This window comes from Mesorhizobium sp. L48C026A00, assembly GCF_000502375.1.
Classification (GTDB): Bacteria; Pseudomonadota; Alphaproteobacteria; order Rhizobiales; family Rhizobiaceae; genus Mesorhizobium; species Mesorhizobium muleiense.
This window is the reverse complement of record NZ_AYWU01000019.1, coordinates 45,740-70,003: the sequence shown is the minus strand read 5'-3', so window position 1 is coordinate 70,003 and position 24,264 is coordinate 45,740. Positions and strand designations below refer to the sequence as shown.

The window sequence follows — 24,264 nt, the reverse complement described above, 5'->3', positions numbered from 1 at the left end:
GAGTTTGTCGCCGACTGCGGCGATAAGGTTCACGCAGCGGCTGAAACACGTCCGACGGACGAAAAAACCCCGCCGGATTGCTCGGGCGAGGTCTTGGTGCTGGGCTGAGCCCGGGACCCTACTGGAGAGCCCGCGGCCTGCGCCTCGGCTGCTGCAGGATGCTCGGGTTCAGCAGCAGGTTCGGATTAATCTGCAGCGTCGGCGCCCTGCGGATCGGAGTGCAGTCTGGGTACCGTCCGACTGTCCCGACCGGGCAGCGCCGCCTGATGATCGGCTGACACCGGCCGTTGATCAGCCCGGAGCCAGGCGCGCACTCCAGCTGTGCCCGGCGGCATGCGCCTCTGATCACCTCGGTCCCGCGCGGGCAGACACAGGCGCCACGTTTGTTGTGAACTTGGCCGCGGATGGTGCACTGTTCAACGGCCGGCTTCGTGACGATCGGCATGCAGGCCCTGCCCCTCAGTTCCGTCCGTCTCGGACAGACGCAATCGCCGCTCTTGGTGCGGATCTGGCCAGGCAGCAGCTTGCACAGGCGTGCCGGCGGCTCGTCGGTCGACACACACCTGCGGTTATCCAGCTCGGTTCCGCGCTGGCAGACACAACGCCCGTCGGAGGTACGGATCTGGCCCTTGAGCAGCACGCAGCGCTCCTTCGGCTTCGGTATGATGACCGTGCCGCCAGCCGACGAGCACTGGCCGTTGCGGAAAGTGGTGCCTTGCGGGCAGACGCAGCGGCCGGCGTCGTTCATGACGAGGCCCTGCGAGCACGCCTTCTTCACCTGTTTCTTGATGGTGAAGGGATGGCAGGCATAGGCCTTGCCGCGATCGCCCTGCACATTGGCCGACTCGCGGGAGAGCATTTTGCCGGCACCTCGCACCGGCGTATCGGGCGACAGCACGCCGACACAGTTCTGGCCGCTGACGGTGCCCTGCAGATTGGCCAGGCGGCCGTCGTCGGGAATGATCACAGTCACTTGGTGAACGTGGCTTTCCCCGGCGCCGAGCGTCAGGTTGGCGATGCAGGATGCCGGCAAGGTCGCCGGTTCCGGCGCACAGCCGAAGGGCGGGTCGATCGAGGTGATCGCCACGCCTTCCAGCCGGCCAAGGCCTTCGACACCGATCGCATCACCAATGCGAACCGGACCGGAGAAGGCGTTTTTCCCATCATTCGCGATGGTGATCTCGAACGAGCAGGGCTGGCCGACCCGGCACTCGGCATCGCCGGTTTTCTCGACACGGATGGTCGAGGCGCCGCCGCCCTTGGCGCAGGCCCTGCCGATCGGATGGACGATGTCGTCTCCTGGCGCCGGACCGTAGGAACCGCGTGCGCAGTTCTCGAACACGCCATTCGCCGCAAGCGCCACGTCGAAGTGGCGGCTGGTTCCGGGCGTCATGACGGCGCCGGGAATTTTGCACGACAACGCATTGGCCGGAACCGGTCCGCACGTCCATTCCGCGCCGTCGGGAGTGACGGTCTGGATCTGGACGGGCGCGCCGCCAGCCACCAGCGTGGCGGCATCGTTGACCCAAACCGGACCGGCGGGGGCACTGGTGCCGGTGCTGATGACGGTGATGCGGCAGGTGACGGCCGCAGCACCGGCCAGCGCTCCGCTGCACAGTTTGGTGAGGCGCATGGCCGGCTTGCCGCTGTCGGAATGACGGATGCGTTGCCTGGCGCATGCCCTGTTGTTGGTGAGGTCGTTCTCGCCGGGGATGGCTTTCACCTCGGCGCAGTTCTCGACCGTGTTTGGCCGGTAGCCGGCCGGCATCACCGCCTTGACGAGGATTGGCGTGGAAGCGCCCGGCGAGAGCACGATGCCGGCATTGTCGCAACGGAACTGGCCGGGGCCGTTCGGTCCGCATGTCCATGGCGGGATCGGGCCGAAGCTCGACGATGCCGGCGCGCCACCCGGATAGGTGTCGGTGACCGTCAGCGGCCCGGCGTAGGGGGCGCTGCCGTTGTTGATGATGTCGATCACGAAGGTGCAGACACCATCTGCCGTGCAGACCGGGGTGCGGGCACGCTTCTTCAGGATCAGATCGATCTTCTTTTCCACCGGCGGCCGGCAGTCGCGGTCCCGGCCGCCACGCCGGCAGATCGGGATCGAGGCGCAGTCGCGGTCGTTGTCGAGGCAAGGAGGCACGCCGCCGGGGGGCGGGAAGTCGGGTGGATAGAAAGGCGGCAGGTAACCGCCGCCCGGTATCTGCTCATTGTAGCCGGCACGGCCTTCGCAGGGATGCCAGACTTCGACGTCGCCGACATGCCCTTCTGCCTCAGGGCCTTCTGCCTCAGGGCCTTCTGCCTCAGGGCCTTCCACCTCGGGGTCTTCGAAATAGCCGTCAAAGTCGACGAACCACGCGCCGAAAGGCGGCACGTTGGCCGGCTTGACCAGCGCCGTCGGCGTGATCTGCACACCGTGCACGGCGAGCGGCCCGCCGCCGGCAAGCCGTTCGGCAAGCGCGGGGTTGTCGCGCAACTTGTCTGCGGTCTTGACCAGCGTCTCGGTGCAGATGCTCGCGTCGAGATTGCCGTCGGCGTCATAGCCATATTGCAGGTCGAGGCCGCCAGCCGACTGCCGGTTGTCTTGCGGGAAGCCGACCGCATAGTCCTGCGGCATTTCCACCCAGATTGATTCCGTCGCCGGATCGTCCGGGTTTTCGCGCCCATAGCGGAAGACCTCACCCGTGCCGGTATCGGCGAACTGGCTGTAGTCGTAGCGGTTTTCCACCGGGCCGCGCTGGGCCAGGTACATGAAGCCGCTGATGTCGAAAGCGATGTCGGTGACGGCGTGGCCGTTGTCGGCCTTGACCGTCAATTCCCAGCGCGGGTCGCCAGCAAAGCTGCCGTCGCGGGCAACGCCCACCGACCAGAGCTCGGCCTTTTCACCGACGGAATAATAGAGGCGGCCGCCGTGATAGGCGACGGACCAGACGCGACGCTCATCCTGCGTATAACCCCAGCTGTCGGGGTCCTCGCTGTCGAAGACAGCGCCCTCGATGTCCATCACCAGGCCATCGTCGGCAAGCGGGGCCAGCCCGTACGCCGGGCGCCCGGCAACGCCGTGGTCGAACCTGTCGAGCAGTACGCCGTTGGCGTCGATGCGGTGGATGAGACCGGTGTCGAGGTCGCTGGCGAAGAACTGGCGGCGGATAGTGTCGAAGGTGACGTCGCCGATGCCAGGGCCGCTGTTGGTGTCGAGGTCGGCGAATTTGCTGACCTGGCCGGTGATGCCGTCGATCTTCCAGATCGTGCCCGGTCCGCCACCGTTCTCGGTGCCGAACTGGCCGTCCATGAAGGTGGCGCCGGCAGCACCGCGACGCTGCCGCTCGGGACGACCGTCCGCATCTTCGTCCGACGTGACGATGCTGACGCCATGCAGCGAGGTGGCGCCGGCATAGAGGTTCGCAATGCCCGAGGGAGAACCGTCGCGTACGCCGTCGTCATAGGTGATGCCGAACACCTGGCCGGTCTGCCCGGCCGTCACTTCGAAGGGCGGCGGCGTGAAGACGAGTTGGCCGGAGGCCCGCCCGCCCAGCCTTGAAACGTCAAAGACGCGCAAGGTTGCGCGCGTCGTGTCGATAAAGGTCTCGTCGACCGGGTCGACGCTGGGCGGCAGGCCCTCCTCAGGATCACGAATGACGGTACCGGAAAATCCGGTCACCGCCATCGAGCCTGGATAGATGATCTGCGTTTCCTGCGCCTGCACGGCACCGCCAAGCCACAGGATGGTGGCGAGCGCCAACGCCGGAAAGCCGCTGGCTGTTTGCATCGCACGGCGCAAACGGCCAGCACGAGAGCGTACGAACGCGCCGTGGTCGCAAGACATGGAATTCCCCCCGCGGGCGACGGGAGAAACATCCGGTGTTTCCGCGCAAACCAGGGCAAGGCGCGACGTTCCGGCACGTTTTCCCTGATCGAATTTGTCTGCTTTCCTCGTGATCACGATATGCCCGCTCTTAAGCATGGTCAACGGAACCAGCGGGACGCCTGGCATAGCGACCCCACCCCGAAAGCGGTGGTCGCGCTGAGACTGGATTTCCAGTCATGGCCTTTCCTTTCCAGGGCCGCACCACGCAGCGCATCTGGGTGTCAGTCGCGAACCGACGCTGAAAGGTTCATGGGCCGGAGAACACTGGCCGGGCCGAGAAAAGGATGTGTTGGATGCCTTGCGCAGAATGCTTGCGCGCCGCGCAGCCTGTTCTTATATACGCGCCAAGCCGTTCGGCGCCGGAATGCCGGTTGCCGAAGCGGAATTTCTTGTGAACAGGGGCTTTCGTCGGAACGCCTGTACGGGTCCTGAGAGCCTGCTTAGCGGAGAGATTAGAAAAATGGCAAAAGTAATCGGTATCGATCTGGGGACCACCAACTCCTGCGTCGCCATCATGGACGGCAAGGAATCGAAGGTCATCGAGAATGCGGAAGGCGCGCGCACGACCCCTTCCATCGTCGCCATCAACAGCGACGGCGAGCGCCTCGTCGGCCAGCCGGCCAAGCGCCAGGCGGTCACCAACCCTGAAAACACCATCTTCGCGGTCAAGCGCCTGATCGGCCGCCGCTATGACGATCCGGTTACGGAAAAGGACAAGAAGCTTGTCCCCTACCAGATCGTCAAGGGCGACAATGGCGACGCCTGGGTCGAGGCCGGCGGCAAGAAGCAGTCGCCCAGCCAGATCTCGGCAATGATCCTGCAGAAGATGAAGGAAACGGCGGAAGCCTATCTCGGCGAGAAGGTCGAGAAGGCGGTCATCACCGTTCCGGCCTATTTCAACGACGCCCAGCGCCAGGCAACCAAGGATGCCGGCAAGATCGCCGGCCTGGAAGTGCTGCGCATCATCAACGAGCCGACCGCGGCCGCACTTGCCTACGGCCTCGACAAGAAGGAAGGCAAGACCATTGCCGTCTATGACCTTGGCGGCGGCACGTTCGACATTTCGGTGCTCGAAATCGGCGACGGCGTGTTCGAGGTGAAGTCGACCAATGGCGACACCTTCCTCGGCGGCGAGGATTTCGACATGCGTCTGGTCGAATATCTGGCGGCCGAGTTCAAGAAGGAACAGGGCATCGACCTGCGCAGCGACAAGCTCGCGCTTCAGCGCCTCAAGGAAGCGGCCGAAAAGGCCAAGATCGAGCTGTCGTCGACGACGCAGACCGAGATCAACCTGCCCTTCATCACCGCCGATGCCACCGGCCCCAAGCACCTGACGCTGAAGCTGACGCGGGCGAAGTTCGAGAGCCTGGTCGAGGATCTCGTCCAGCGCACGATCGAACCCTGCAAGGCGGCGCTCAAGGATGCCGGCCTGAAGGCCGGCGAAATCGACGAGGTCGTCCTGGTCGGCGGCATGACCCGCATGCCCAAGATCCAGGAGATCGTGAAGCAGTTCTTCGGCAAGGAGCCGCACAAGGGCGTCAATCCGGATGAGGTCGTCGCATTGGGCGCCGCCATCCAGGCCGGCGTGCTGCAGGGCGACGTCAAGGACGTGCTGTTGCTTGACGTGACGCCGCTGTCGCTCGGCATCGAGACGCTGGGTGGTGTGTTCACGCGGCTGATCGAGCGCAACACGACGATCCCGACCAAGAAGAGCCAGGTGTTCTCGACTGCCGAGGATTCACAATCGGCCGTGACCATCCGCGTCTTCCAGGGCGAGCGTGAAATGGCCGCCGACAACAAGGCGCTCGGCCAGTTCGACCTGGTCGGCATTCCGCCGGCGCCGCGTGGCGTGCCGCAGATCGAGGTCACTTTCGACATCGACGCCAACGGTATCGTCAACGTCTCGGCCAAGGACAAGGGCACCGGCAAGGAGCACCAGATCCGCATTCAGGCGTCTGGCGGCCTTTCGGACGCCGACATCGAGAAGATGGTGAAGGACGCCGAAGCCAATGCCGAGGCCGACAAGAAGCGGCGCGCGTTGGTCGAGGCTCGCAACCAGGCCGAGGCGCTGGTGCATTCCTCGGAGAAGTCGCTGAAGGAATATGGCGAGAAGGTTTCCGAGGCCGACCGCACGGCGATCGCCGATGCGATCGCGGCGCTGAAGACCGCTGCCGAAGGCGACGACGCGGCCGAGATCGAAGCCAAGACGCAGGCGCTCGCCGAAACCTCGATGAAGCTCGGCCAGGCCATGTACGAGGCTTCGCAGAAGGAAGCCGCGGAAGCTGACGCCAAGGCGGACGCGGCCAAGGACAGCGACGTGGTCGATGCCGACTTCGAGGAAATCAACGAGGACGACGACACGAAGAAGTCGGCCTAAGCGGCCTGCCGGCAGGTTTAGGCGCATGACCCCGAAATCGGAATCGATTTCCGGAAAGGATCATGCGCAAAAATCAAAGTGCTATAGCGTCCTTTGCGTGTCCAACAGGACGCGCGGCGCTGTAGTAAAGCCCGGCGTAAAGCCGGGCTTTTTTGCCACTCTGGCCGAAAAAGTGCGTGCCTGATCGAAAAAGTGCGGGCAAGCCCGTGTCAACACTGGCATCCCGGCTCCATCGCACCTAAATCGGAACAGCGTGCCGGCGAACGACGCAAAGTGCTTCAAGACGTTGAATATCCGGACTGCGGGAAAAGATGAAAGCTGATTTCTACGAAACGCTGGGCGTGCAAAAGGGGGCCGACGAGAAGGAGCTCAAGAGCGCTTTCCGCAAGCTGGCCATGCAGTTCCACCCCGATCGCAATCCCGGCGATCATGCCTGCGAGCACAAGTTCAAGGAAATCAACGAAGCCTACGAGACGTTGAAGGATCCGCAGAAGCGGGCGGCCTACGACCGTTTCGGCCACGCCGCCTTCGAACAGGGCGGCATGAACGGCGGCGCACACGGCTTCGGCGCCGGCGGTTTCGCCGACATCTTCGAGGATATTTTCGGCGACATGATGGGCGGGCGCCAGCGCCGCTCGTCAGGCGGACGCGAGCGCGGTGCAGACCTGCGCTACAATATGGAAATCACGCTGGAGGAGGCGTTTGCCGGCAAGACGGCGCAGATCCACGTACCGGCCTCGATCTCCTGCATGGAATGCTCCGGCAGCGGCGCCAAGCCCGGCACCCAGCCCGTCACCTGCTCGATGTGCAACGGCCACGGCAAGGTGCGCGCCACGCAAGGCTTCTTCTCGATCGAGCGCACCTGCCCGCAATGCCAGGGACGTGGCCAGACCATCAAGGAGCCGTGCGCGAAATGCGCCGGCCAGGGCCGCGTCACCGAGGAGCGCTCGCTGTCGGTCAACATCCCGGCCGGCATTGAGGACGGCACCCGCATCCGCCTTGCCAATGAGGGCGAGGCCGGCCTGCGCGGCGGCCCGTCGGGCGATCTTTATATTTTCCTGGCGGTCAAGCCGCACGAATTCTTCCAGCGCGACGGCGCCGATCTCTACTGCAAGGTGCCGATCTCAATGACGACGGCTGCCCTTGGCGGTTCCTTCGAGGTGACGACGCTGGACGGCACCCAGACGAAGGTCAAGGTGCCGGAAGGCACCCAGAACGGCCGCCAGTTCCGCCTCAAGGGCAAGGGCATGCCGGTGCTGCGCCAGCACAATGTCGGCGATCTCTACATCCAGACCGCGGTCGAGACGCCGCAGAACCTATCCCGCCGCCAGCGCGAGCTGCTGGAGGAGTTCGAGCAGCTTTCCTCGAAGGATAATTCGCCGCAGTCGAGCGGCTTTTTCGCCCGCATGAAGGACTTTTTCGAGACCTTCAGCGAGCGCTGATGGCGACTCTCGCCAATCGGATGTAGAATACAACCGAGCGGAAGCTCCCCTAGCGTCATCAACACCTTATACCGGCGTCCGCCTTGCCTTGAAGCCCGTAGCTGCTAAGTAGCCACTCGGGGGACCGTTCAGGAGAACTTGCATGGCACATGGTCCCGGACTGCGAAAGACGCTGGCAGAGAAGTTCGACGACGAACTGAAGTTCTTCAAGGGCTGGATTGACAAGCCGAAGGCGGTCGGTTCGATCGTGCCGACCAGTTCCATCACGGCCCGCAAGATGGCCTCCGTCGTCAACCCGATGTCGGGCCTGCCGGTGCTCGAAGTCGGGCCCGGCACCGGTGTCATCACCCGAGCCATCCTCGCCCACGGCGTAAAGCCTGAAAATCTCTACGCAGTCGAATACTCCCCCGATTTCGTGCGCCATCTGCGCCAGCTCTATCCCGGCGTCAACGTCATCGAGGGCGATGCCTTCAATCTCAATGCGACGCTCGGCGACAAGAGCGGCCTGACCTTCGATTCGGTCATCTCCGGCGTGCCATTGCTCAATTTCCCGGTCGAACAGCGCGTCGCCTACGTCGAAAGCCTTCTCGACCGCATCCCGACAGGCCGCCCGGTCGTGCAGCTGACCTACGGCCCGCTGTCGCCGATCCCGCCCGGCCGCGGCGACTACACGGTCGAGCATTTCCATTTCGTCATCCGCAACATCCCACCTACGCAGCTTTGGATCTACCGGCGCGGGGCGCATTAGGGTGTGCCGATATTCAGGTGAGACCGGCCTGCAAATGGCAGCTTCCTGCGCTTCCGGTGCTCACGTACTTCAAGTACGCTCCGCTCCGGTTCTCGGAACCAACCATTTTCGGCTCGGCCTGACCTGAATCTCAACACACCCTTCACTCATGTGCCCCCAAGATCCCTTTTCGATTTTTGCGCCGGTGCGTTGATTTGACAGATCCCTGGCTGTACCTGTCCGGGAACAAGGGGCCGATAGCAGTGATCGCGAAAATTCTCGTCTTCGCCGGTTCGATTCGCTCTGGCGCCTACAGCGGCAGGACCGCCGATGTGGCGCAGAAGGAACTCGCCCTGCAGGGCGCCGAGGTGACCCGCATCTCGCTTGCCGACTATCCGCTGCCGATCCTCGACGAGGACCTGGAAAAGGAGAAAGGCATTCCCGAGAACGCCATCAAGCTTGCCCGGCAAATCGCGGCCCATGACGGGCTGCTGATCGCGACGCCCGAATATAACGGCTCGATCCCGCCGCTGCTCAAGAATACAATCGATTGGGTGAGCCGGGTGCGCACAGATGACGGGCGGTCGTTCAGGCCGTTCACCGGCAAGCCCGCCGGCCTTTGTTCGTCTTCCAAAGGACATTTCGCCGGGGTACGCTGCATCAACCATCTGCGCGCCGTGCTGGTGCGCTGCCAGATGGAGGTGGTGACGCCGGAGTGCTCTGTCCCGGATGGCGGCAACGCCTTCGATGAGGACGGGAATTTCAGGGACGAGCGACTGCACAGATCGATGGAGCACCTATGCCGCACGCTGATCGAAACCTCGCGCCTGCTGTCGACGCGGATCGAGGCGTGATCCAGGAGCGCGCCAGCACCATGCAAGACAGGCTGATCGTCGGCCTCGACGTGCCGACGCTGAAGGACGCCGAGACGGTGGTGCGCGAGCTCGACGGGGTCGTCTCCTTCTACAAGATCGGCTATCAGCTCGCCTTCGCCGGCGGTCTCGACTTCGCCCGCGAGCTCGCCAGCGGCGGCACCAGGATCTTCCTCGACATGAAGCTGCTCGACATCGACAACACGGTAGCCAAGGGCGTCGAGGCCATTGCCAGGATGGGCATGACCATGCTGACGCTGCACGCCTATCCGAAGACGATGAAGGCAGCGGTCGCGGCCGCCAGGGGCAGCGATCTCCGCCTGCTTGGCGTCACCGTGCTGACCTCGATGGACGAGCGGGACGTGATCGACGCCGGTTATGAGCATGACCCGCATACGCTGGTGCTGAGGCGCTCCGAGCAGGCGCTGCATGCCGGCATGGGCGGCATCGTCTGCTCGGCCGAGGAAGCGGAGGCGGTGCGCCGGATCGTCGGCCCCAACATGGCCGTCGTCACGCCGGGGATACGGCCCAAGGGCAGCGACCATGGCGACCAGAAACGCGTCGTCACGCCGGCGCAGGCGATCCGCAACGGCTCCAGCCATCTCGTCGTCGGCCGGCCGATCGTCAGCGCCGCCGACAGGCGAGCGGTCGCGGAAGCAATTCTTGACGAAATGCGCTCGGCCTAACAATTCGGAGAACAAGCATGCCGAAGGGATACTGGATCGCCCGCGTCGATGTGCGCGATGCGGAAGGCTACAAGGACTATGTCACTGCCGCCAAACCGGCTTTCGATCGTTTCGGCGCGGTTTTCCTGGCACGAGGCGGTGCGCATGAAAAAGCAGAAGGGCCGGGCCGCGACCGCAACGTGATCATCGAGTTTCCGTCATTGGCTGCGGCGCACGATTGCTATCGCTCGCCCGAATACCAGCGCGCCGTCGCGATCCGGCAGAAGGTGGCCGACGGCGAGATCGTGCTGGTCGAAGGGGTCTAGTTTAGTTCAGCGGCCACTGCCGTACCGTCGCGAACGTGCCCGCGGCGTTCAGATCGAATGCAGGATGTAAAGCTTGCGCGTTTTCTCATGGATGGTCCATTCGCCCTCCCAGCCAAGCGGCAGGACGAGCAATTCGCCGGGTCCGACATCTTTGGCTGCGCCACCAGGACCGTGCAGCGTCACGCGGCCGGACACGATGTGGCAAATCTCGGAATTCGTGTCACGGCGCGCGGTGAACCGGCCTTGCGAACATTCCCAGACACCGACTTCGATCTTGCCATCCTCGGAAGTCCAAAGCGTGTTGGCTGCTTCCATCTGATCGCCTTCCAGCGAGGTGGGCTTCGGCTGGGGCTCACCGAGGTCGATATGCGCCAGGTGGGCGAAGGTCTTGAAGTCGATCATTGCTAAATTCCTGAAGTGATGCGGTTCAGTGCCCGGTGATGCGATCGGCCAGGGCGGCCAGCCGCGACGTGCGCGGCAGCCCCTTTGCTTCCCGCTCGTCGGCAATTCGATAGAGCTGATACATCGAATGGACGCCAAGCCAGCGCAGCGGCTCTGGCTCCCACTTGCGCACGGTTCGATTGACCCAGGGAAGCCGCGTCAACTCGGTGTCGTTGCCCAGCAGCAGATCGCGCAGAGTGCGCCCCGAGAGGTTCGAGGTGGAAACGCCGAGGCCGACATAACCGCCGGCCCAGCCTATTCCGGTCTGCCTGTCAAAGCCCACCGTCGTGCACCAGTCGCGCGGCCCGCCCAGCGTTCCACACCACGCATGGTCGAGCTTGAGCCCCTTGGTCTGCGGCAGAAGCGTCGTCAGGATTTTATGCAGCTTGTCGATCGTCGCCTGCTGGGTGACGCCTCGAACGTCGGTCTTCGAGCCGAACCGATAGGGCACCCCGCGCCCGCCCATGGCAATGCGTCCTTCCCGGGTGCGCTGGGCGTAGCAGTAAGTGTGCGCGGCGTCGCCGAGCACCTCGTAGCCATCCCAGCCGATTTCGCTCCACAGCTTGTCGGAAAGCGGCTCGGTGACCACGATGGCGCTGTTGAGCGCCAACCACAGTCTTTCGTGGCCGGCGATTCCCGCGGTAAAACCCTCGGTCGCCCGCACGATCTTTTCGGCCCGCACCACGCCCCGGTTGGTTGCGACCTTGCCGCTCTCGATCGACAGCACGGTCGTCTGTTCGTAGATCGGGATGCCGAGCCGCTCCACTGCCCTGGCGAGCCCCTGCACCAGCTTTGCGGGCTGAATCCGCGCAACCTTCTTGATGACGAAGGCGCCGCGGGCGTTGTGTACCGCTATGCGCCGACGCATCTCGGCTGCATCGATATACCCGACGCGCTCGTCGGTCAGCGCCCAGGATCTGGCATGGGCATACATCGCCTTGGCGCGCTGCTCCTGCGCCTCGTTGATTGCGACCAGCAGTTCGTCGGTGCGACGAATGTCGGCGTCGATGCCTTCAGCTTCCGCAACCGATATGACCTCGTTCACTGTGCCCGTCATTGCCGCCTGCATGGCGATGACTCCAGCGCGCGAGGTTGCCTCCTCATATTTTTCGCGCGACCAAGAGAAGCCGCCGGACAGCCAGCCGCCATTGCGCCCCGAAGCACCGAAGCCGGCGAACTCCTTCTCGATGACGACAATATTGAGATGCGGGGCTGCCTGCTTCAGATAATAGGCGGTCCAAAGGCCGGTGTAGCCGGCCCCGACGATACAGACGTCGGCCACGATATCGCCCTGCAGCGGCGGCCGATAGCCGGGCACCCCGCCGATGTCGGCATACCAGAATGAAACGTCGCCGTTCTTCTTCACGTCCATTGTCGCGATTTCCCAGACAGGATTTTAGGTCAGCGTGAAATCGGCGTTTTCGTCGTCGGCCAGCAGCTTCACGTCGCTGCCCGCGAATACGAGGTCGACCTCGTCGCCGATGGCGAAGGTCTCGGCCTCCAGCGTCGAGCGCACGATCGCCTTCGAGGTGTCGGCCAGCACGACCTCGTATTTGGAGCCAGATCCGAGATAGATGGCCTCGCCGATGCGCCCGGGCAGGGTGTTTCGATCTTGTCCGCCCTTTCCCCGCCTGGCGAGGCTCAGCTTCTCCGGCCGCAGCAGCATCACCGGCTTGGCGCCGTCGGCAAGGCGTTTGGCGGCGGCCACTTTCCGTCCGGCTACGTCGATGGCGGTCTCGTTGCCGGAGGTGGAGGCTGCACCACGCAGTATCGTCGAGTCGCCGACGAACTTTCCGACGAACAACGTCTCGGGCTCGTCGTAGAGTTGGCGACCGGTGCCGATCTGCTCGATGCGTCCCTGGTTGAACACGGCGATGCGGTCCGAGAGGACCAGGGCCTCCTCCTGATCGTGCGTGACGTAGACGAAGGTGGTGCCCAGTTCGCGGTGGATCCGTTTGATCTCGAGCTGCAGCCATTCACGCAGCTTCTTGTCGAGTGCGCCGAGCGGCTCGTCCATCAAGAGCAGCGGCGGGTCGAATACGATGGCACGCGCCAGCGCGACGCGCTGCTGCTGTCCGCCGGAGAGCTCGCTGGGGAAGCGGTGGCCGAAATCGGCCATCCTCACCATGTCCAGCGCCTTGCGCACCCGGGCCGCGCGATCGGGATTGGCGATGCCGCGCAGGGTCAGCGGATATGCGACGTTCCTGCTCACCGTCATATGCGGGAACAGCGCGTAGTGCTGGAAGACGACGCCGATATTGCGTTTGTGCGCCGGTACGCCGATGACGCTTTTGTCGCCGACATCAAGTGAACCCGAGCTGACTTCGGTGAAGCCGGCGATGACGTTGAGTGTGGTCGTCTTGCCCGAACCGCTGGGTCCGAGCAGCGTCATGAACTCCCCCGGCTCGATGCGTAGCGAGACCTTGTCGAGGGCGATGAAGCTGCCATAGTGTTTGCTGACGGATTTGAGATCTATGGCTGCGCCGCGGGTCGTTGGTGAGGCCATGTCAACGTTTTCCCTGTCTCGAACCGATCAGCAGCCCCGCCCCGATCACTAGCGACGTCACGATGAAGAGCAGCGTGCCCACTGCCGCAACGGTGGGGTCGGCGTCCCGGGTGAAGCTCGAGAATATCTGGACCGGCAGTGTCTTCAGATACGGGCTGGTGATGAACAGCGCGACGATGATCTCGTCGAATGAGGTCACGAACGCAAACAGCAGTCCCGACAGGATGCCCGGCGCGATCAGCGGCAAGGTCACCGTCCTGAACGCCGTCAGCCGGGTCGCGCCGAGGCTGGCAGCAGCAGTCTCCAGCCGTTTGTCGAAGACTTCCAGGCTGGCGGAGACGGCGATGATGACGAAAGGAACGGCGAGCATCGTGTGGGCCAGCACGAAGCCGGTCATGGTGCCGACCAACCGCGTATCGAGATAGACCGCGTAGATTCCGACGGCGAGCACCACCCCCGGCACGACCATTGGCGTGATCAGCAGCGCGCGCAGCACGCCGCTGACGCGACTTTTCATGCGATCGAGGCCGAATGCCGCCAGCGTGCCGATGACGGTGGCGAACAGCGCCGTGACGACGGCAACCTTGAGGGAGCCGACCAGGCTCGCCGACCATTCGGGGTTGGTGAAAAAGTTCTGGTACCACTGCCAGGAAAAGCCGGATGGCGGAAAGGCCAGCGACTTCTTGTCGTTGAACGACATCGGCACGACCACGATTGTCGGTGCGACCAGCCAGACCGCGACCAGCAGGCAGTACAGACCGAGCAGGATTCGACCGGGCTGTTTCATCAGCGCCTCGAGCCCGTCTTGTGCGGTTGACGCGACAGCGGCGCTGCGAGCGCGAGCAGGACGAAGGTGGCGATCAACAGCACCACACCCATCGCACCGCCGCGGCCCCAGTTGAGTAGGCTGAGCACCTGGTTCTGGATCAGGGTCGAGAGCATGGTCGACCGCGGACCACCGAGCAGCGCCGGGGTGATGTAGAAGCCGAGTGCAAGAATGAAGACGATGATGGCGCCCGCGTAGACGCCCGGAAGCGAGAGCGGCAGATAGACCTGGGCAAAGGCGCGCGCCGGGCTCGCGCCGAGGCTCCGTGCCGCCTGCATGAGCCGCAGGTCGATCGTCTTCATCACCGAATAGAGCGGCAGGATCATGAACGGCAACAGCACCTGCGCCATGCCGATCACCACGCCTGTCTGCGTGCGGATCAGCTTGACCGGGCTGAGGCCGACTGCCCTGATGACGGAGTTGATCACGCCGGAATCCTGCAGCAGGATGACCCATGCCAGCGTGCGCACCACGCCGCTCACCCAGAACGGCACCAGCACGCACAGGATGAGGACGAGCCGCATCCTGGGTCCGACCGCGGTCATCACATAGGCATAGGGATAGCCGGCGATGAGACATACCAGCGTCACCCAGGCGGAGATCGCGAAGGTCCGCTGAAGCACCGTCAGATTGACCGGTGTGCCGAAGAACCAGGCATAGTTCTGCCATCCCCATTGCGGCTCGGAAAAGCTGCGCAAGGTCACGATGGCGAGCGGCAGGCCCAGGCAGATGACGAGCAGCAGCAGCGCCGGCGCGACGAGCCAGAAAGCCTGTCCACGAAACCAGCGCCGCCGGCCGTCTGCCGTGACAGCCGGAACAGTGTCCCGGCTGTCGATTGCTCTCGTTGCCACGGCGGCGGACCTAATTGCCGGCCATCAACCCATTCCACTTTTCGTTCGCCACCTCGAAGTTCTCCACCCAGAACTTGATGTTCTGCTGATAGCCAAGCTTCAGCTTGTCCGGCGTGTTGGTCATGAACGCCGCGGTGATCTCGTCCACTTCGGGCTTCGCGTCCTTGTGGATCGGGGTATACGAGGTGGTTTTTGCAAGCGTCTCCTGCGCGCTCTTGCCGAGATAGGCGTTGATCAGCGCATGCGCCGCGTCGGGGTCCTTGACGCCCATCGGAATGGTCATCTGATCCATCACCACCAGCCAGTCCTGCCACGCCGGCGTGTACTTCGCGCCGTTCTTCACCGCGGTCATGGCACGTCCGGTCCACATCGCGATCATGTCGGCTTCGCCGGATTCGGCGAGCTGCTGGGAATCGGCGCCGGTCTTCCAGAAGATCGTGTCCGGGCCGAGCGATTTCACCTTCTCGATAGCCTTGTCGATATCGGCAACGGTCATGTTTTCGACCGACCCGCCGGCGGCGAGCAGCGCCTGCTCGATCATGCCGCCGGACAGATCGCCGCTGCCCTCCAGGGCGCGCGAGCCCGGGAATTTCTCGATGTCGAAGAAATCCTTCCAGCTCTTGGGCGCGTTATCCTTGTACTTTTCGGTGTTGTACATCAGCACCACGCCATAGTTCATGGCCGGCACCCTGCATTCGCTGATCTGGCCCTCCGGAATGTTGGCCGTATCGATCTTTGAGAAGTCCAGCTTCTGGAACAGCTTGCCGCAATAGACGTAGGGCGGGAAATCGCCTATCGACAACGTCCCAGGTGACATTGCCGGACTCGACCTGCGCCTGCAATTTCGAGATCTCGGTTGGCCCGTCGCTGAGCAGCGTCACGCCTGACTTGTCGACGAACTCTTTCAGCGCGGCGATCTGACCATCCTGATAAATGCCCCCATACGAGACGAAGGTGAGCGTCTTGCCCTTCAGCGAGCCCTCTGCCACCTCGCCCGCCACCGGCTTGCTCTGCGCAAGCGCTGCTGTGGTGATCATCAGCAGCCCGAGCGCGGCCACCTGTCCGATCTTGGTCTTCATGTCTAATCTCCCATTTATGTGCACCCGCATTAGTTCGGTCCGTCCGGCTGCGAGCCTTGTCCGGGCGTGTATCGATTGAGTTCCGCCGCGCCACTGGTCGGGGGCGCGATGATCCAGAGCACCTGCGCCGGCTTCTTGCCGACATTCTCTGTACGATGCGGCGTCGAGGTGGCGTATTCGATGCTGTCGCCTTCGTTCATGACGAAGCGCTCGTCTGCCAGCGTCAACTCGACAGTGCCCTTCAGGACGACGAACATCTCGTGCTTGCCGCCATGCGTGTAAGCGTCGTCGCCGGTCGAGCCGCCGACGTCGAACTCCCCCGAATAAACCTCGAATTCATGGATCGGCCGACGCGACAGCAGCGTCTTTCGGCAACCGTGGCTGATCGGCAGCAGGGGGCGGTCGGCTCTGGTAAGCACCTTGTGGAACCCACCTTCAGTCTGCTCGAACAGCTCGTTGATGCCGAGATCCAGGGCTGCCGCGATCCGCATCAGGGTGCTGGCACTGGCGCCGCTCAGATTGCGCTCGAGCTGGCTGATGAAGCTCGCCGTCGTGCCGACCATGTCAGCCAGCTGGCGAAGCGAAATGCGTCGGGCCATGCGAATGGCCTTGATCCGGCCGCCGACATGCTTGGCCTTGCCGGCTTCCGTCGTCGCCAGCGCGGCCAACTCCGGGAATGTCGCAGGGTCTACTTTCACCGAGTGCCTCCTTCACTTAACACCCTATTAAGTGAAATGTCGGAACGCAAGCCGTTTGTCGAGGCACGGTCCTGGCCCGTACGCGGCTGGGTACGCGGGCGCTGCTCATTTCGTGGGCGAGGCGAAAAAACGGCTCGCGGCGGTCGCGGCCATCGCATCGGCGAGGCCCATCTGCCATTGCGTGCGGCAATAGGCGCGGAAATCGAAGCAAGGCAGGCCCGGGCAGACCTCGAACTCGATGAGGTGGATGCTATCGTCGGCTTCGATCCGGAAATCGACGGAAAACACATCCCGCAGGCCAAGCCCGGCGATCAGGCTTTGCGCGATCCGTCGGATCCTTGCATCGGCTCGCGGCTGGCTGGCGGCAACCGGCAGCAGCACCGGCTCGGCATATGTTCCCGCCGCCCTGGCAGCCTCGCCGGTGTCGCCGTAGAGCGCCAGGCTGTCTTCCATTGTCTGGAAATCACTTCCCGACTCGACAAAGACGATGCCGAGTGCTTCGACGCCGGTGTCCGGATTCAGACCGAGAAAACTGGCGCGCGCATTGCGCCCGGTGACGTAGGGCTGCACGACGACATCGTCGCGATAGGCAGCGAAGACGCGCCGGCTAAGCTCAAGCGCGTGGCCGAGATCTCTGCTGCGCGAATCCGGCCAGATGCCAATCTTGGCGCCGAGCCGGCTCGGCTTGACGAACCAGCCGGCTGGCGAAGCCGGTGGCTCGACCAGCCAGCGTCCGTCGCGTGCCAAACCGGATTGCGGCACCGGCAGGCCGAGTGCGCCGAGCACGGCGCCGGAGCGGAACTTGTCCTGGCAGAGCGCAAACAGCGCATCATCGGCGCCGAGCAGCTTCAGGCCGTTCAGCCTTGCCAGCGCCGGCGCCGCACCGCCACGGAAATAGGCGATGCCGTCGGTCAGCGTCCACACCAGCGTCGTCTTCGGATCCTCACCGGCAAGCAGATTTGCGGCATCGTCGAGCGCCACCGGCGCGAAGGACAGGCCGCGCGTCTGGCAGGCTGCGGCCAGCTCGTCGAACTCAGGGGCGATGTCGGTCGATTGCGCCAGATAGGAGGCGATTTCGGCGGCGCGCCCCGGCACGTGGCCATCAGCAACCAGCCGCTCGAAGCAGGCGTTTTCCGGCTCGTAGACTAGGATCAGCTTCGGCCTGCGGCTTGACATGGCATCAACGATTCCTGGCGATGAACGGGCCTGGCAGCGCGACTGCCTACTCTCGCATGGCGGATGTATCAGGCTTTCGCGAAATCGACGTCAGCCTAGCCAATCAGCACGCGCGGCTCGAAGCGGCCGTTGACCGGAATGTCGAGCAGAAACGTCATGCCGGCTTGCGGATCCAGCAGGCGCTGTTTCTCATCCTTGCCCGACCAGGCGGAGGTGACCGCCAGCCGGTCGGCATTCCTGCCGACAAAGGCCGGGCAGGACGGCTGCGTCACCGGCATCGCGACCGAACGGATGAGCTTGCCGTCAGGCCCGTAGGCTTCAACGACGCTGCCGCCCCAGCAGGCGTTCCACAGGACACCGTCGCGATCGAGCACCGAACCGTCGATATAGCCCTTGGCCTTGCGGTGATCGACGAAGATTTTTGGCTCGCCAGCCGGCAGGCCGGTCGCCGGATCGCAGCCGACGCGCATCAACAGGCCGGTGCTGGTATCGGTGTAATGGGCAACGGTTCCATCTTCGGAAAAACAGATCGAGTTCGACACCGTGATGTCTGAATAGAGCCGGCGCAATTCACCCCTGAAGAACCAATAGATCGAGCCAGCGGCCTTTGCCTCGCCCTTGCCCATCGTGCCGACCCAAAAGGCGCCGCAGGGATGGACGCGCGAATCGTTCGAGCGCGTCGCCGGATTGTCGGCCTCGATGGCCGTATGCAGCGTCATTTTGCCGGTCGCCACGTCGCGGACATGCAGGCCGGTTTCGGTGGTGATCAACTGTCTTTTGTCGTCGACGACGGCGATCGCGCTGGCCATTTGGCCAAGCTCGTGGATTTTGACGGCACCGCCGGACAGGGGCTTTTCCAGAAGCTGGCCGTTGACGATGTCGAACCAGTAGAGCGTTTCGGTGGCGGGGTCATAGCTCGGGCCTTCGCCGAGTTGACAGACATGGTCGGAAAAAACCGAAATGATGGCTTCGCTCATGGCGCTGCTCCAAACGCTGCGTCCCAAGCCGCGACTGCGGCCTGCGCCCGCGTTGCCACCTCGTCGACGCTCATACTAGGCTTGAACAGGCTGGAGCCGAGGCCGAAGACGCTGACACCGGCCGCCTTGTAGCCGGCAAAGTCCTTCTCCGACACGCCGCCGACCGCGCCGACCAGCGTCTCAGCCGGCAAAACGGCGCGCATCGCCGCGATCCCGGCCGCGCCGAGCACGCTGGCCGGGAAGAATTTCAGCGCCGAGGCGCCGAGCCGGATGGCCTGGAAGGCTTCGGTCGGCGTGAATACGCCCGGCATCGTCACCATGCCGTAATTCATGGCGCGACCCATGACCTCCGCATCGATGTTGGGGCTGACCAGCAGCCGCCCGCCGGCCTTGTTCAGTCCGTCGACATCGGCTGCGGTCAACACAGTCCCCGCGCCGACCAATGCCGTCGCCGGCAGCGCCTCAACAATTCTCGCGATGGAGACAAACGGATCCGGCGAATTGAGCGGCACTTCGATCGCTTCGATGCCGGCCTCGAAGATCGCCCGGCCGACGGCCACCGCCTCGTCCGGCTTGAGGCCGCGCAGGATGGCGACAAGCCCGCGCTCGAGCTTCGGAAACGATGCGGTCTCGGTCATGCGGCAACTCCGCTTCCAGCAATCATGCCATTTTTGCGCGCCGCCTCTATCAGGCCGGCACGCACCGCCTCGTCGGCATCGACGGCTCTCACCGCAAGCCCGGCAAGACCGAGCGCCTCAGTGTAGAGGGTGCCGAGCGCGCCGGATGCGACCAGCACGATCGACGCCGCGCCTTTTCGATAGCGGCGGCTGGCCGAGGCGATCTCGCCGCCGATCAGCAGGCCGGACAGGCAAGCAGCGGCATCGTCGGGTTTCAGGTCCTGCAATAGGCCCGCAGCGCGGATCGAGAACAGCCTCGATATGACATCGCCGCCCTCGGCCAGCGCGATCTCGCACCAGCGCTGGAAAAACGGATTGCCTGGTGCAACCGGCTTGGGCTGCTCGCCCAGCGAATGGCGCAGGATCGAATGCGCCGCCAGCACCGAAAACAGCTCGCCGGTCGGCCAGGTGCCAAAACCGGCAACGGCGCCGTCCTCGACCAGCACCCATTTGGAGTGGGTGCCGGGCATGCAGACGAGATGGCGGCTTGTTGCCGGCAAACCGGCGCCGGCAAGCTGCGTTTCCTCGCCGCGCATGACGTCAGGCGCGTCGGCCTGGCGCTGGGCAAGGCCCGGCACGATGCGGATGTCGCGGCGCTGGCCGGGAACGCGCGCAACACCGGCAAGGATGGCGCCGATCGGCGCCGGCACGCTGACATAGGGCGCCTCCAGCCAGCCCTGGCGAGAGCCGGCCATGCCGCAGATGATCACGGGCATCGCTTCCGGCGCGCCCATCGCCGCCAAATGTCCTTCGAGGATGGTCGAAAACCCGGCCGCCTGCGCGGTGATCAGCCCGTCGTCGCCGCGACGCTCGGCGAGGACATTTCCGGCCTCATCGACCAGCCAGACCCTGAGACGGGTGGTGCCCCAATCGACGGCGGCCACAGAAGGCACGTTGCTCGCTGAGTTCACAGGAAGCCCCCGTCGACGATCAGCATCTGTGCGGTCAGCATGCGCGAAGCGTCCGACGCCAGGAACAGCACCGTGCCGACGACGTCTTCCGGCTGCATCACCTGCTTGATGCATTGCTTGGCCACGTGGGCGGCGAGCGCCTGTTCGGTGACCCAGAGCTGCTTCTGCCGCTCGGTGATCACCCAGCCGGGTGCGATCGCATTGACGCGAATGCCGTCGGCGCCGAGCTTGCCGGCAAGCCCCTTGGTCAGGCCGACGATCCCCGCCTTGGCGGCGGTATAGGCCGGCATGTCGGGGTGGTTGATCAGGAACGACGTCGACGTGAAGTTGATGATCGAGCCGCCGCCGGCGCGCTTCATGCCCGGCGCCACCGCCTGTGCGGAGAAGAAATGCGGGCGCAGGTTGACCGCCTGGTTGTTGTCCCAGAACTCCACAGTGACGTCTTCTACCGCGTGGCGATCGTCAAGTGCCGCATTGTTGACCAGCACGGTGACGTCGCCATGCGCCTCTGCGGCCCTGGCGGCCGAAGCCCGCAGCGCCTCGACGTCGCGTATGTCGGTCTTGAGATAGAGGGGGCGGCGGCCGAGATCCTTTTCGATGCGGTCGGCCAGCGCCAGGCTCGGGGCGTCGGCGATGTCGATGAAGGCGACCTTTGCCCCCTGGCGGGCAAAACCCTCGGTCAGCGCCGCGCCAATTCCGGAGCCGCCGCCGGTAATCAGCACCGAAGCGCCCTCAAGGTCGGCAAAGCGCGCCGATGGCATCATTTTTTTCTCCCTGCGCATGACCCCGAAAATCGATTTCGATTTTCGGAAGGATCATGCGCAAAATCAAAGTGCTACAGCGTCGTTTGCGCATCCAAAAGGACGCGCGGCACCGTAGGCTCGGTCGGCGCGCATCCTAGCCAGCCCGGTCGGGGGAGCAAGGGAGAAAAAGCAAATTCGCGGGCTTATGTCTGACAAGTCACTCGTCAGCCGAACAGGAATCGTTGCTGCCGGCGCAGCCGAACTGGGCAAGGCGCTCCGCCTGCGCCTCAGCTACGCCCAGCAGGCAATCCTCAAAATGTCGCGATTGGCAGATGACCGGGGAGGTTGTAAGGGCAAGCAGCCCATCCGATCCGCCGGAGATCCGCCATGCCCCTGAAAATCGCTGTCCAGATGGACCACATTTCCACCGTCTCGATTGCCGGCGACACGTCGTTTGCGCTGTCGCTGGAAGCGCAGCGGCGCGGCCACCAGCTGTTCCATTATACGCCCGACCGGCTGTCGCTGCGCGACGGCAAGGTGTTTGCCGGCGTCGAGGAAATGCAGGTCCGCGACGAGAAGGGCAATCACTATTCGCTCGGCGAGAAAGTGCGGACCGACCTGTCGGAGATGGACGTCGTCCTGCTCAGGCAGGACCCGCCGTTCGACATGAACTACATCACCACGACGCATATGCTCGAGTGCATCCATCCCAGGACGCTGGTGGTCAATGACCCGGCCTGGGTGCGCAACAGCCCGGAAAAGATCTTCGTCACCCAGTTTCCCGACCTGATGCCGGAAACGCTGATCACCAAGGACAGCCAGGAGGTTGCCGCCTTCCGCAGGGAGTTCGGCGACATCATCGTCAAGCCGCTCTACGGCAATGGCGGCGCCGGCATCTTCCACCTTCACGAGGCCGATCGCAACCTCGCCTCGCTGCTCGAAATGTTCGGCCAGATGTTCCGCGAGCCCTACATCGTTCAGCGTTATCTGAAGGAGGTGCGAGCCGGCGACAAGCGCATCATCCTGATCGACGGCGAGCCGGTCGGCGCCATCAACCGGGTGCCGGCCGAGACTGATTCCCGCTCCAACATGCATGTCGGCGGCCGCGCCGAAAAAACGGAACTAACGGAGCGCGAACGCGAGATCTGCGCCCGCATCGGCCCGTCGCTGAAAGAGCGCGGTTTTATCCTCGTCGGCATCGACGTGATCGGTGACTACATGACCGAGATCAACGTGACGTCGCCGACCGGCGTGCGCGAGGTGGAGCGTTTTGGTGGCGCCGATATCGCCAGCCTGTTCTGGGATGCGGTTGAGGACAAGCGCAAGTAGCGTCCATGCTTGGCGGAACAGGGGCTTTCCGATCCGTAGCCGATGCGGCGCCATCAAGGCACAACGTTCGATTGTTCCCGTAATGTTCTTGCCTTTGCGCAAAATCTGTGGTTGTCTCAGATGACGCCGTTCGCGGCATGATCGCATGGGCTTCGGGCGAGCCCATGTCCGGGGGCAGAAAAATGGTTGCGCGGGTCCGCACGGTCGCTTTCCAGGGCATCGAGGCCGTGCCGGTCGACGTGCAGGTGATGATCGCGCCGGGCAAGGTCAACATGCACATCGTCGGCCTCGGCGACAAGGCGGTTGCCGAAAGCCGGGAGCGGGTGCAGGCGGCGCTGCACGCATCGGGCCTGTCGATGCCGTCGAAGAAGGTCACCGTCAATCTGGCGCCTGCCGACCTGCCCAAGGAAGGCAGCCATTACGATTTGCCGATCGCGCTTGGCCTGATGGCGGCGCTTGGCGCCATTCCAGGCGACATGCTGGCCGGCTACGTCGTGCTTGGCGAACTGTCGCTCGACGGCACCATCGCCGCGGTGGCCGGCGCGCTTCCGGCGGCGATCGGCGCCAATGCCGAAGGCAAGGGCCTGATCTGCCCTTTCGCCTGCGGCCCGGAAGCGGCGTGGGCCGGCAAGGATTTCGACATTCTGGCGCCGCGCAGCCTGATCGCCATCGCCAATCATTTTCGCGGCACGCAAGTGCTGTCGCGGCCGGAGGCCGGCATCCATGCCTCGGCGCGCGACCTGCCGGATCTTGCCGACATCAAGGGCCAGGAGACCGCCAAGCGGGCACTCGAAGTGGCGGCGGCCGGCGGCCATAACATGTTGATGATCGGTCCGCCAGGATCGGGAAAATCGATGCTGGCGCAGCGGCTGCCGTCGATCCTGCCGCCGCTGGCGCCGAGGGAATTGCTCGAAGTCTCGATGATCGCCTCGGTGGCCGGCGAGCTTGGTGAAGGCAAGCTGACCGACCGGCGGCCGTTCCGCGCGCCGCACCATTCGGCCTCGATGGCGGCGCTGGTCGGCGGCGGCCTGCGCGTGCGGCCGGGCGAGGCCTCGCTGGCCCACCACGGCGTGCTGTTCCTCGACGAGTTTCCCGAATTCTCGCCGCAGGCGCTCGACGCGCTGCGCCAGCCGCTGGAGACCGGCGACTGCATGATCGCCCGCGCCAATCATCGCGTCACCTATCCGGCGCGCATCCAGCTGGTCGCGGCGATGAACCCGTGCCGCTGCGGCATGGCCGGCGAGCCGGGCTATCGCTGCCTTCGCGGCGACCGCTGCCGCACCGACTACCAGGCGCGCATATCAGGCCCGCTGCTCGACCGCATCGATCTCCGGATCGAGGTGCCGGCGGTCTCGGCCAGCGATCTGATCCGGCCGGACCGGGCGGAGAAAAGTGCCGACGTGGCGCTGCGCGTGGCCCGCGCGCGGACAACCCAGCGCGAACGTTTCGAGCGGCTCGGCGCGACCTCCGTCACCACCAACGCGCACTGCTCCCCCTCTGTCATCGAGGAGATCGCGATGCCGGATGCATCAGGCCTGTCGCTGCTCAGGGATGCCAGTGAAAAGCTCGGCTTTTCGGCGCGGGCCTATCACCGGGTGCTAAAGGTGGCGCGGACATTGGCCGATCTCGAGGCCAGCGAGACTGTCGGCCGCATCCATCTGGCCGAGGCGATTTCGTACCGCATGAGCTCGGAGCGAATGGCGCAGGCGGCGTGACGTTCCCCTCCCCCTTGAGGGTCCCTTGAGGGAGGGTGACCGGCCCGGCCCGCCGCGG

The 24,264-nt window shown here is 64.4% G+C and carries 20 protein-coding genes and 1 pseudogene; 8 read left to right on the top strand and 13 right to left on the bottom strand.

Annotated elements, in window-relative coordinates; all coding sequences use genetic code 11:
* Positions 1 to 118 precede the first annotated feature (118 nt).
* Positions 119 to 3,769 carry a hypothetical protein gene (locus tag X738_RS87355; RefSeq protein ID WP_245277752.1) on the bottom strand — a complete coding sequence of 1,217 codons (3,651 nt, stop codon included), beginning with the start codon at positions 3,767 to 3,769 and terminating at the stop codon, positions 119 to 121.
* A 559-nt stretch (positions 3,770 to 4,328) separates the two neighbouring features.
* Here X738_RS87355 and dnaK point away from each other — a divergent pair.
* From dnaK to X738_RS68310, 6 genes are all read left to right on the top strand, one after another.
* Entirely contained in the window at positions 4,329 to 6,245 is a 1,917-nt protein-coding gene (dnaK, locus tag X738_RS68335; RefSeq protein ID WP_023801456.1) for a molecular chaperone DnaK, read from the top strand.
* Between the two features lie 311 nt (positions 6,246 to 6,556).
* Positions 6,557 to 7,687, top strand: coding sequence for a molecular chaperone DnaJ (gene dnaJ, locus X738_RS68330; protein ID WP_023801455.1), 1,131 nt, complete (start codon positions 6,557 to 6,559; stop codon positions 7,685 to 7,687).
* A 142-nt stretch (positions 7,688 to 7,829) separates the two neighbouring features.
* Entirely contained in the window at positions 7,830 to 8,435 is a 606-nt protein-coding gene (gene pmtA, locus X738_RS68325; protein ID WP_023801454.1) for a phospholipid N-methyltransferase PmtA, read from the top strand.
* Positions 8,436 to 8,671: 236 nt separating this feature from the next.
* Entirely contained in the window at positions 8,672 to 9,268 is a 597-nt protein-coding gene (locus X738_RS68320; RefSeq protein WP_023801453.1) for an NADPH-dependent FMN reductase, read from the top strand.
* A gap of 20 nt (positions 9,269 to 9,288) precedes the next feature.
* Positions 9,289 to 9,972 (top strand): orotidine-5'-phosphate decarboxylase, encoded by a 684-nt coding sequence (gene pyrF / locus X738_RS68315; RefSeq protein WP_031255770.1) that lies wholly within the window; start codon positions 9,289 to 9,291, stop codon positions 9,970 to 9,972.
* 17 nt (positions 9,973 to 9,989) lie between these two features.
* Entirely contained in the window at positions 9,990 to 10,277 is a 288-nt protein-coding gene (locus X738_RS68310; RefSeq protein ID WP_023801451.1) for a DUF1330 domain-containing protein, read from the top strand.
* Positions 10,278 to 10,325: 48 nt separating this feature from the next.
* Here X738_RS68310 and X738_RS68305 read toward each other — a convergent pair whose 3' ends face one another.
* From X738_RS68305 to X738_RS68250, 12 genes and pseudogenes are all read right to left on the bottom strand, one after another.
* A complete protein-coding gene (locus tag X738_RS68305) occupies positions 10,326 to 10,679 on the bottom strand; it encodes a cupin domain-containing protein (protein ID WP_023801450.1) in 354 nt (117 codons plus the stop codon).
* Between the two features lie 25 nt (positions 10,680 to 10,704).
* On the bottom strand, positions 10,705 to 12,090 hold the full coding sequence (locus X738_RS68300) for an NAD(P)/FAD-dependent oxidoreductase (protein WP_023801449.1): 1,386 nt from the start codon (positions 12,088 to 12,090) through the stop codon (positions 10,705 to 10,707).
* 24 nt (positions 12,091 to 12,114) lie between these two features.
* The gene (locus X738_RS68295; protein WP_023801448.1) at positions 12,115 to 13,224 is read right to left on the bottom strand and encodes an ABC transporter ATP-binding protein; all 1,110 of its coding nucleotides are present in this window, start codon (positions 13,222 to 13,224) and stop codon (positions 12,115 to 12,117) included.
* Between the two features lies 1 nt (position 13,225).
* Positions 13,226 to 14,011 (bottom strand): ABC transporter permease, encoded by a 786-nt coding sequence (locus X738_RS68290; RefSeq protein WP_023801447.1) that lies wholly within the window; start codon positions 14,009 to 14,011, stop codon positions 13,226 to 13,228.
* The gene (locus tag X738_RS68285) at positions 14,011 to 14,901 is read right to left on the bottom strand and encodes an ABC transporter permease (protein WP_023801446.1); all 891 of its coding nucleotides are present in this window, start codon (positions 14,899 to 14,901) and stop codon (positions 14,011 to 14,013) included. Before X738_RS68285 ends, X738_RS68290 begins: the two co-directional genes overlap by 1 nt.
* Before the next feature lie 10 nt (positions 14,902 to 14,911).
* A pseudogene (locus X738_RS68280) lies at positions 14,912 to 15,980 on the bottom strand (extracellular solute-binding protein).
* A gap of 29 nt (positions 15,981 to 16,009) precedes the next feature.
* Positions 16,010 to 16,678 carry a helix-turn-helix domain-containing protein gene (locus tag X738_RS68275; protein WP_031255768.1) on the bottom strand — a complete coding sequence of 223 codons (669 nt, stop codon included), beginning with the start codon at positions 16,676 to 16,678 and terminating at the stop codon, positions 16,010 to 16,012.
* Between the two features lie 105 nt (positions 16,679 to 16,783).
* Positions 16,784 to 17,854: a hypothetical protein gene (locus tag X738_RS68270; RefSeq protein WP_023801444.1), complete on the bottom strand. Its 1,071-nt coding sequence runs from the start codon at positions 17,852 to 17,854 to the stop codon at positions 16,784 to 16,786.
* Positions 17,855 to 17,949: 95 nt separating this feature from the next.
* Positions 17,950 to 18,831: an SMP-30/gluconolactonase/LRE family protein gene (locus tag X738_RS68265; protein WP_023801443.1), complete on the bottom strand. Its 882-nt coding sequence runs from the start codon at positions 18,829 to 18,831 to the stop codon at positions 17,950 to 17,952.
* Positions 18,828 to 19,469 (bottom strand): 2-dehydro-3-deoxy-6-phosphogalactonate aldolase, encoded by a 642-nt coding sequence (locus tag X738_RS68260; protein ID WP_023801442.1) that lies wholly within the window; start codon positions 19,467 to 19,469, stop codon positions 18,828 to 18,830. Before X738_RS68260 ends, X738_RS68265 begins: the two co-directional genes overlap by 4 nt.
* Positions 19,466 to 20,419 carry a 2-dehydro-3-deoxygalactonokinase gene (locus X738_RS68255; RefSeq protein WP_023801441.1) on the bottom strand — a complete coding sequence of 318 codons (954 nt, stop codon included), beginning with the start codon at positions 20,417 to 20,419 and terminating at the stop codon, positions 19,466 to 19,468. Before X738_RS68255 ends, X738_RS68260 begins: the two co-directional genes overlap by 4 nt.
* A complete protein-coding gene (locus X738_RS68250) occupies positions 20,416 to 21,183 on the bottom strand; it encodes an SDR family NAD(P)-dependent oxidoreductase (RefSeq protein WP_023801440.1) in 768 nt (255 codons plus the stop codon). The genes X738_RS68255 and X738_RS68250 overlap by 4 nt, the downstream gene beginning before the upstream one ends.
* A 366-nt stretch (positions 21,184 to 21,549) precedes the next feature.
* Between X738_RS68250 and gshB the strand changes: the two genes are divergently transcribed.
* Positions 21,550 to 22,491 (top strand): glutathione synthase, encoded by a 942-nt coding sequence (gshB, locus tag X738_RS68245; protein ID WP_023801438.1) that lies wholly within the window; start codon positions 21,550 to 21,552, stop codon positions 22,489 to 22,491.
* 182 nt (positions 22,492 to 22,673) lie between these two features.
* Entirely contained in the window at positions 22,674 to 24,206 is a 1,533-nt protein-coding gene (locus X738_RS68240) for a YifB family Mg chelatase-like AAA ATPase (protein ID WP_023801437.1), read from the top strand.
* Positions 24,207 to 24,264 lie beyond the last annotated feature (58 nt).